This is a genomic window from Pollutimonas harenae (genome assembly GCF_004153685.1).
GTDB classification, from domain to species: domain Bacteria; phylum Pseudomonadota; class Gammaproteobacteria; order Burkholderiales; family Burkholderiaceae_B; genus Pusillimonas_C; species Pusillimonas_C harenae.
The window spans coordinates 1,421,707-1,430,632 of record NZ_SDQD01000001.1; the positions used below are offsets into that span (position 1 = coordinate 1,421,707).

Sequence of the window (8,926 nt, forward strand, 5' to 3'; positions counted from 1 at the left end):
TTGACTATGAACCCTTATACCTTGTCTCCCGATCTGAATGGGGAAGGCTTGCATATTGGCATCGTGCGGGCTCGTTTCAATGAAGAAATCGGCCTGACCGAGCTTGACGCGTGCCTGGCCGAGCTGGCCGAAATGGGCGTCGACGAGCGCGACGTCATGGTGGTCTCGGTTCCCGGAGCACTTGAACTCGGTGTTACGCTGGCCCAAATGGCGGAAACCTTCGAGTTCGATGCACTGATCGCATTGGGTGCAGTCATTCGCGGCGAAACCTACCATTTTGAGATCGTCAGCAACGAAAGCGCTTCGGCCATCAGCCGCGTGTCGCTTGAAACCGGCATCCCGGTAGCCAACGGTGTGCTCACCACCGATACCGACGAACAAGCGGAAGCCCGTGCCGCTGAAAAAGGCCGTGACTGCGCACGTGCAGCCATCGAAATGGCCAATCTGGTCGCAGCGCTCGAGCCTGAAATAGATGACGACGACGAAGACGAAGACGAGGACGACGAAGACGAGGACGACGATTTTGACGACAAGTAGAACACAGGGAGCGCCTTCGGGCGGCTCCGCCCGTAGTAATGCTCGTAGCGCGCGCAGGCGCGCGCGCGAGTTTGCCTTGCAGGGTATTTATGCCTGGCTATTGCGTGGCGACGCCGGGTTGCAAGAGGCAGGTGAGATCGACGCACATATACGCGACGATGAAGAGTTTCACGATGCTGACGCAACGTGGTTCAAAACATTGCTGCATGGGGTGCTGCGCGAAGCTCCCGCCTTGCGCGAACGCTTCATGCCTCACGTCGACCGGCCACTTGAAGAACTCTCGCCCATCGAGCATGGCATCCTCCTGATCGGCAGTTACGAGCTTGTCCATCACATCGAGGTGCCCTATAAAGTGGCCATCAACGAGGCGGTCGAGCTGGCCAAATCATTTGGCGGTACCGACGGGTTCAAGTTCGTCAATGGTGTGCTCGATAAAATGGCCGCCGATGTCCGTCCGCAAGAAGTTCAGGCTGCCCCGCGACGTTAGTCGGCATCTGCTCAAATCAAGTGTCAACCGGCCCTAACGAGTTCGATCTCATCGCCCGCTACTTCACGCGTCCGGCGCCTTCGGGCTTTCTGGGCGTGGGCGATGATTGTGCTTTATTGAAGCTTGCGCCAGGATACAACCTGGCTACCAGTACCGATTTGCTGATCGAAGGTCGTCATTTCTTCTCGGACGTCGACCCGAAGGCGCTGGGCCATAAGGCGCTGGCCGTCAATATCTCTGACCTGGCCTCCATGGGAGCACAGCCCCTGGCCTGTCTGCTGAGTTTGTCTTTACCCGATGTGAAGGCTGATTGGCTGAAAGCCTTCTCCGACGGGTTTTATGCGCTGGCCGAGCGAGCCCACTGTCCGCTGCTCGGGGGAGACACCACACGCAGCACTGGGGGGGTGATCATCAATGTCACAGTCATGGGGCAAGTAAAGCCCGGGCAGGCTTTGCTGCGGACGGGTGCCAAGGTGGGTGACGATATTTGGGTAACTGGTACGTTGGGTGCTGCCGATATTGCCTTACGCTTGTTGCAAGGCCGCCTGCCTGCCAATAATGATCTGCTCAAGGCCTGCAGGGCGGCGCTGGAATGGCCTGAGCCTCCCTGGGCATTTGGCAAGGCCTTGGCAGGTATCGCCCATGCAGCGCTCGATATTTCCGATGGCCTGGCTCAGGATCTTGGGCATATACTCAAAGCCAGTGCTTGCGGCGCAGAGCTGGACTATCCGGCATTGCCTTTGCATCCTGCCTTGCATGGGATGGATGCGGATCTGGTGCAAGAGGCTGCCCTCGCCGGAGGAGATGTTTATCAACTTTGCTTCACGGCGTCGCCAGACCGCAGCATTCGTATACAGGAGCTGGCAGATCGGGCACAATGCCGTGTCTCACGTATAGGCCAAATCGTGGCCGAGCCCGGTTTGCGCATCCGTGGAGCCGACGGAGTTCTCATCGAGCCGTCCTTTATCGGTTTTGATCATTTTTCCTGATATACCACAGGCGCTTACATATGCCGGCCATGGACCCATCTGCAATAAACGATACCAAGCCTGAACCCACACCCTCCTGGGTGTTCAAGTCGGTTCCCCGAGTGATTGCATTTGGCCTGGGTAGTGGCCTGCTCAAGCCCGCTCCAGGCACCTGGGGCACCTTGATGGGCTGGCTGCTGTGGGTATTGGTGATCGGGCGGTTGTCCGATACAGCGATTGCCGTGAGCATCATTGCAGCCTTTGCTTTGGGCTGCTGGGTCTGCCAGCGCACTGGCGTCGAGATGGGGCGGCCCGATCATGGAGGCATGGTCTGGGACGAAATCGTGGCTTTCTGGCTAGTCTTGTGGCTTACACCAGACGGTCTGATAGCGCAGTTGCTGGCATTTGTTGTGTTTCGCCTTTTCGATATTATCAAACCGCCGCCCATTCATTTCTTCGATGGTCGTTTCAAAAATGGTTTCGGGGTCATGTGGGATGATATTCTGGCGGCGGCATACAGCTTGCTGGTAATCGCCGTACTGGTCCGACTCGAGGTGCTTCCATGAACAATGACACTGTATCGCTGTATGCGCCCAGACTGGGAAACCTGTTGGTAGACAATGGCTGGATGTTCGCTTGTGCCGAGTCCTGCACGGGTGGTCTGTTGGCTGCTGCCATGACAGACACCCCAGGGTCCAGTGCCTGGTTTGATCGCGGCTTTGTCACCTATAGCAATCAGGCCAAGATCGAGCAACTGAGGGTTAGTGCTGACACGCTGGATCGATTTGGCGCTGTCAGCGAAGAAACTGCCATGGAAATGGCTGCTGGCGTGTTGGCTGCCACCAAGTTATCGCAGCTAGCCATATCGACCACCGGCATAGCGGGGCCGGGCGGCGGGACACCGGGCAAGCCAGTAGGCATGGTGTGCTTTGGTTTCGCTCAGCGAGCCGGCAAGGGTGTGGTGACGCGAGCTGTGACCAAAGTCTTCGACGGCGACCGGGCTCAGATTCGCAACGCGTCGGTGGCATTCGCCCTGAAGACCGCCCTCGAGATCATCGAGCCGCGTTGATGGCGTCGCGCGTAGCGCGCGCTGCCTGAGCCGCTGCCTCGCGCCAATTGTCGCCGCCGCTGGCATACAGAATGGCACGCGACGAATTGATCATCATGCCGGTACCCTGACTGTTACGGCCGGCTTTTACCGTGGCCGGGATATCACCACCCTGTGCACCAATGCCTGGAATCAACAGGGGCATATCTCCTACGCGAGCCCTTACTCTGGCGATTTCTTCAGGAAAGGTCGCTCCAACTACTAGCGCGCATTGTCCGCTGGTATTCCATTTTTCGGCGGCCAGCGATGCCACGTGCAGGTACAGGGGCGTGCCATCTGCCGACTCAATGAACTGCAAGTCGGAGCCGCCCGTGTTCGACGTACGGCAGAGAATAATGACCCCTTTGCTTTTCCAGGATAGATAGGGTTCGAGTGTATCGAAGCCCATATAGGGGCTGACGGTAACGGCATCGGCCTGATAGCGTTCGAATGCTTCCCGGGCATACTGCTCGGCGGTTGAGCCGATATCGCCCCGTTTGGCGTCGAGCACAATGGGTAGGCCTGGATGATGCTCAAGAATATAGTTGCAAAGCGCTTCCAGCTGGTCTTCGGCACGCTGGGCCGAAAAATAGGCGATTTGCGGTTTGATGGCACAGGCATAGGGTGCCGTGACATCGATAATGGCGCGGCAGAACTCAAAAATGGCGTCTGATCGTCCTTGCAGCTCGGCAGGGAAACGTTGCGGGTCAGGGTCCAGGCCTACGGTAAGCATGGAGTTGGACGTGGCCCAGGCCTGTTGCAATTTTTGAGTAAAGATCATGGAACGGTCGATAGAAGAGTGCGTATTGGATAGCCTGAGATTATAGGCGCAAGGTTTGTTCCGTCTTTGCCGGCTGCGGCAAGGTACCGGAGCTTGCAATGTTGCGGCGCGTCTGTCTTAGAAAAAGTGAGAGGCGATGACGCTCAGCCAGACTACTGCGCCAAACAGAATGGACAGCATGACAGCGGCACTGCCCAGGTCTTTGGCACGCCCTATCAAAGGATGTTTTTCCAGGGTAATGGTGTCGGCCAAGGCCTCCAGGCCAGAGTTCAACAGCTCGATGATCAGCACAAAGAACAGCGTACCCAGTAGCATCAGGATCTCGCCCAGGCTGCGTCCCAGCCAGATGGCAATAGGCGTCAGGATGGACACCAGCAGCAACTCCTGACGGAAAGCGGCTTCATGGCGAAATGCGGCACCCAGGCCTTGTGCCGAATAGCGCAAGGCATTGTATAGGCGACCTATGCCGCCTTTACTTTTGTAGGGTGAGTTGATCGGAGTCATGGGAATCCAGGCATCGAGTGGTCGCTCATTATAGGGCTCCTTTTTGACAATCAGACGGGCGGGGCCCTATCTAAATTGTTGCTTCTGTGCTTTCTGCCCAGTTCGCTCGGGTTTGCCGGACACTGGCACATGACAATAAAAAAGCCTCCGACGAATCGGAGGCTTTTTGCAGGTATCCGGGCGCGGGCGCCCGGATAATGGTCTGGCAACAAGCAGGCTTAGAAGCCGCCCATGCCACCCATACCGCCCATGCCACCCATGTCGGGCATGGCAGGAGCAGGCTTGTCTTCAGCGATTTCAGCCACTGCGGCTTCAGTCGTGAGCAACAGGCTGGCTACCGAAGCAGCGTTTTGCAGTGCAGTGCGGGTTACCTTAGTGGGATCCAGCACGCCTTGCTCAACCAGGTCACCGTATTCGCCGGTAGCGGCGTTGTAACCATAGTTGCCCTTGCCGTTGGCGACGTTGTTGACAACAACGCTGGGCTCATCGCCGGCGTTGGCAACAATGGTGCGCAGCGGAGCTTCAACAGCGCGCAGGACCAGCTTGATACCAGCTTCCTGATCGACGTTGTCGCCTTTCAGCTTGGCAATAGCAGCCTTGGCACGGATCAGTGCAACACCGCCGCCAGGAACAATACCTTCTTCAACGGCAGCGCGCGTGGCGTGCAGAGCATCTTCAACGCGGGCTTTCTTTTCCTTCATTTCGACTTCGGTGGCAGCGCCAACACGAATCACAGCAACACCGCCTGCCAGCTTGGCAACGCGTTCCTGCAGTTTTTCACGGTCGTAGTCGGAAGTGGCTTCTTCGATCTGAACGCGAATTTGCTTGACGCGTGCTTCGATCGACTTGCTGTCGCCGGCGCCATCGATGACGATGGTGTTTTCTTTGCCAACTTCAATGCGCTTGGCCTGGCCCAGGTCTTCCAGCGTGGCTTTTTCGAGCGACATGCCGGTTTCTTCGGAAATCACAACGCCGCCGGTCAGGATGGCGATGTCTTCCAGCATGGCCTTGCGACGATCGCCAAAGCCAGGAGCCTTGACAGCAGTCGTTTTCAGGATGCCGCGGATGTTGTTGACAACCAGAGTAGCCAGAGCTTCGCCTTCGACGTCTTCAGCAACGATCAGCAGAGGACGGCTGGACTTGGCAACTTGCTCGAGCACGGGCAGCAGATCACGGATGTTGCTGATTTTCTTGTCGAAAATCAGAACATAGGGGTCTTCAAGAACCGAGACTTGTTTGTCGGGGTTGTTGATGAAGTAGGGCGACAGATAGCCGCGGTCGAATTGCATGCCTTCGACGACGTCCAGCTCGTTGTCCAGCGATTTGCCGTCTTCAACGGTGATCACGCCTTCTTTGCCGACCTTGTCCATGGCGTTGGCGATGATTTCGCCAATCGAGGCATCGCTGTTGGCCGAAATGGAACCAACCTGAGCGATTTCCTTGCTGGTGGTGCAAGGCTTGGACAACGACTTGAGCTCTTCAACAGCGACTGCAACAGCCTTGTCGATGCCGCGCTTCAGGTCCATGGGGTTGATGCCGGCGGCAACGTACTTCAGACCTTCTTCAACGATGGACTGGGCCAGCACGGTAGCCGTGGTGGTGCCGTCGCCAGCGTTGTCGGACGTCTTGGAAGCAACTTCCTTGACCAATTGAGCGCCGATGTTTTCGAATTTGTCTTTCAGTTCGATTTCTTTGGCAACCGATACACCGTCTTTAGTAACGGTAGGCGCGCCGAAAGAGCGATCGAGCACCACGTTGCGGCCTTTGGGGCCCAATGTGGTTTTGACAGCGTTGGCGAGTGTGTTTACGCCACGGACGATGCGCACGCGGGCGTCATCACCAAATAAAACTTGCTTAGCAGCCATTCTAAAATTCCTTGTTTGATTCGGGTGTGATTACAGAACCACGGCGAGGATTTCTTCCTCGCGGATGACGAGAACTTCTTCGCCATCAACCTTGACCGTTTGACCGGCATACTTGCCGAACAGAACCTTGTCGCCCACTTTCAGGTCAACAGGCTGAACTTTGCCGTCGTCGGACCGTTTGCCGGGACCAACAGCAATGACTTCACCCTGGTCGGGCTTTTCAGTCGCACTTTCAGGGATAACAATACCCGAGGCTGTGGTGCGCTCGTTGTCCAGACGCTTGATGATCACGCGATCATGCAAAGGACGCAGTGCCATGGAGGAACTCCTGTTCAAAATTTATGGTTAACAATAAAAAAGCTGAGAGGATGATGTTAGCACTCAACCCCTTCGAGTGCTAATTATAGGGACGAAGTATGAATCTTCAAGAGGGGGAGAGTAGCTTGTTACAAATTTTGGTTGTTGTCGATTGCTGTTGTCGATTGTCATTGAGTTTGGCAATTACGTCATTCAGTTTGGCAATTGTCCAATTTCATCGAGTTTTGGACTCCCGCCACTGAGTTTTGAACTCCAAAAAAGCAGCAAAATCTAGTGCCGATGCGACCTACGAGCAAAAAATGGGCTTCATGTGGGTACCAAAAAAGCTTTGTTTTGGTGGCTTTCTGGGCGTGGATGCTCTTATCAGGGGTAGCCAGATCTGCCGACTCCTTTCGACCCGAAGACGACGTTATAGCGAAGTCATCGACCGCTTTGGCGATGCGTCAGAACCGGCCCTGCAAGCGCAGGTGGCGAGGGCGCTGAACAACAAGGGTTACAGGCTAGGCGAAACGGGCGACAACGCGGGCGCTATCGAGACCTATAGCAAAGTCATCGACCGCTTTGGCGATGCGTCGGAATCGGCCCTGCAAGCGCAGGTGGCGACGGCGCTGAACGGCAAGCGCATCGCGCTAGGCCAAACGGGTGACAGCGCGGAAGAGACCGAGAACTAAAACGAGGTAATTCACCGCTAGATCTTAGAAACCGAGTAATGTTACGGCCGAGCAGCGCTTGCAGGAGATTGAATGCCGTATCTCAAAGTACAGCGGGAACTCAGATGGCCGGTTCTGGCCGAAAATTGACTTTCGCACCCGAGCACGCAACAGGGCGATGCATTAATAACCCGCTATTCAGAGTTCCGGAGAAATGATTGTGTCAGGTTCTATGACCGCCGGAAGACGCCCAGACGCCCGTAGGGCAGCAATCTTTTCGGCGAGCGGATCAGCATGGTATTTCAGGTCGTCTTTGAAGATTGCGGTACGTAGGCACTTCGCAACGATCAGCTCCAGATCATGGATTGGATCTGCACGATAGGTTAACCAATAATCCTCGTAGCTTTCTGAATCGAATACGTCGGGCGCGGCGCCATGAATGACGGCCCCGCGCACCCGCATGAGCAGCCGCAATCGCTTCTCGTCGATCGACGGATCGACGATGGCTTTTACAAACTTTACCGCCGCTGCCGTGTGGCCGTGTTCGACGCCTAGCAGGGCATCCAGCGCCATGCAGAGCGGCGCAAACCGTTCACGCGGATTAAGGAACCAGGCCCGATAGAAATATTCCAAAGCGCGCAGTTTTGAGCGTGTTGGCCGATCCGTCGCGGTGAACAGTGAATTCAACTCCGTAAGCCAAACGTGATCCCCCGAAGTGACCAACATGTCATGCATAAGCGGCGGTGTATGGCCTTCGTCGCTTAGGGCGACGGTAAAACCGTTGTCCAGGGTGCACCTGCCGCCGAATATCTTCCGTCCTGAGAACAAGAAACGATACCGGGGCAATTGTGTTAGTGCGATCGCTCCCAGAACTGATGCCGCCATTTTCTCTGAAATCTGCGGCAATGGAGATCGAACGCCCAGCCAACCAACCACCGGGCGGCGAATGCCCTCCCACTCCAGAATTGGAGGAAAGTGGGTACCGTCAAGCGCCATCCTGCGAGCATCGGTGATAACGTGCGAGTGTGAAAGTTGCTCAGCAGAGACCAAGAAGAAATTGTCGGCCTCCAACGAATTCACTACATTCAACGTCAATAGTGGGAATAGCGACAGCTTAGGAACTGGACTGAACATGGGCGATGCGGCCAAGCATTTGGCCAAGGCCACCTTATTCGCTAAATTCATGGCGGCGCCATAAGAGCCGGATGAACGAGGAGGGAAGTTGTTACCGCCGATATGCCAGAAATTCGCAGTAACAAAGCTGGTTATCATGGACCGTAAGTCACCGATTGAGATAAGGCGCAAGTATGGTGCGCCATGTCGGCGCACATACAAAACAGCATCCAGGTACTCCCGGCCGCGGGTGAATATTTCTGTTCCGAACTGCATGTCCCAATGTGGAGCACCGGGCTTCCCGAACATGAAGGAGCTCAGCAGGTTTCCACTTGGATAAATGGCAGAAACAATCTTCTCAGCGCATTCGAGGTGCAGAGCATCGGTCATAAGTCAGTGTAACAGCGTCTATTCAACGTCATCGTCCCACTGGCGCAAACAAGGAGTAAGTCGCTTTGCCATGAGCGCCACGCAGGCAGACCTGACGGCCGCTCTTGGCCGATTGTAGCCAAAGCCCGATGACTCAGTCCGACCCAGAGCAGCAAGTTGCGTTTCCCGATAGCAGCCGTTCAGCAAGGCCGAATCGCGATCACCCGGCCAGCAATTCCGCGCAACA

Annotated in this window: 12 protein-coding genes; 6 read left to right on the forward strand and 6 right to left on the reverse strand. The window is 55.9% G+C overall.

The annotated features are described in order from the left end of the window. The first annotated feature begins 6 nt into the window (after window positions 1-6). Genes ribH through ERD84_RS06765 form a run of 5 tightly spaced genes read left to right on the forward strand, consistent with a single transcriptional unit; the run spans window position 7 to window position 3,061 of the window. Window positions 7-537: a 6,7-dimethyl-8-ribityllumazine synthase gene (gene ribH, locus ERD84_RS06745; RefSeq protein WP_130038820.1), complete on the forward strand. Its 531-nt coding sequence runs from the start codon at window positions 7-9 to the stop codon at window positions 535-537. Beyond that, the gene (gene nusB, locus ERD84_RS06750) at window positions 524-1,024 is read left to right on the forward strand and encodes a transcription antitermination factor NusB (RefSeq protein WP_130038821.1); all 501 of its coding nucleotides are present in this window, start codon (window positions 524-526) and stop codon (window positions 1,022-1,024) included. The genes ribH and nusB overlap by 14 nt, the downstream gene beginning before the upstream one ends. Before the next feature lie 20 nt (window positions 1,025-1,044). Next, entirely contained in the window at window positions 1,045-2,013 is a 969-nt protein-coding gene (thiL, locus tag ERD84_RS06755; RefSeq protein ID WP_130038822.1) for a thiamine-phosphate kinase, read from the forward strand. Window positions 2,014-2,033: 20 nt separating this feature from the next. Beyond that, window positions 2,034-2,558, forward strand: coding sequence for a phosphatidylglycerophosphatase A family protein (locus tag ERD84_RS06760; protein ID WP_130038823.1), 525 nt, complete (start codon window positions 2,034-2,036; stop codon window positions 2,556-2,558). Continuing rightward, window positions 2,555-3,061 carry a CinA family protein gene (locus tag ERD84_RS06765; RefSeq protein WP_130038824.1) on the forward strand — a complete coding sequence of 169 codons (507 nt, stop codon included), beginning with the start codon at window positions 2,555-2,557 and terminating at the stop codon, window positions 3,059-3,061. Before ERD84_RS06760 ends, ERD84_RS06765 begins: the two co-directional genes overlap by 4 nt. On the opposite strand, the gene pyrF is transcribed toward ERD84_RS06765, so the two are convergent. The 4 genes from pyrF to ERD84_RS06785 form a co-directional block, all read right to left on the reverse strand. After that, a complete protein-coding gene (pyrF, locus tag ERD84_RS06770) occupies window positions 3,045-3,860 on the reverse strand; it encodes an orotidine-5'-phosphate decarboxylase (RefSeq protein WP_130038825.1) in 816 nt (271 codons plus the stop codon). The genes ERD84_RS06765 and pyrF overlap by 17 nt on opposite strands. Window positions 3,861-3,977: 117 nt before the next feature. After that, the gene (locus ERD84_RS06775) at window positions 3,978-4,364 is read right to left on the reverse strand and encodes a diacylglycerol kinase (protein ID WP_130038826.1); all 387 of its coding nucleotides are present in this window, start codon (window positions 4,362-4,364) and stop codon (window positions 3,978-3,980) included. Between the two features lie 218 nt (window positions 4,365-4,582). Next, complete coding sequence (groL, locus tag ERD84_RS06780; RefSeq protein ID WP_130038827.1) at window positions 4,583-6,229, reverse strand: chaperonin GroEL; 1,647 nt, start codon at window positions 6,227-6,229, stop codon at window positions 4,583-4,585. A gap of 30 nt (window positions 6,230-6,259) precedes the next feature. Further along, a complete protein-coding gene (locus ERD84_RS06785; protein WP_013744695.1) occupies window positions 6,260-6,547 on the reverse strand; it encodes a co-chaperone GroES in 288 nt (95 codons plus the stop codon). 245 nt (window positions 6,548-6,792) lie between these two features. Here ERD84_RS06785 and ERD84_RS06790 point away from each other — a divergent pair, with 245 nt between their 5' ends. Continuing rightward, window positions 6,793-7,218 carry a hypothetical protein gene (locus tag ERD84_RS06790; protein WP_130038828.1) on the forward strand — a complete coding sequence of 142 codons (426 nt, stop codon included), beginning with the start codon at window positions 6,793-6,795 and terminating at the stop codon, window positions 7,216-7,218. Window positions 7,219-7,395: 177 nt separating this feature from the next. On the opposite strand, the gene ERD84_RS06795 is transcribed toward ERD84_RS06790, so the two are convergent. Beyond that, window positions 7,396-8,700: a hypothetical protein gene (locus ERD84_RS06795; protein ID WP_130038829.1), complete on the reverse strand. Its 1,305-nt coding sequence runs from the start codon at window positions 8,698-8,700 to the stop codon at window positions 7,396-7,398. 18 nt (window positions 8,701-8,718) lie between these two features. Beyond that, on the reverse strand, window positions 8,719-8,926 hold a 208-nt coding region (locus ERD84_RS15995), incomplete at its 5' end, for a hypothetical protein (protein WP_209019814.1).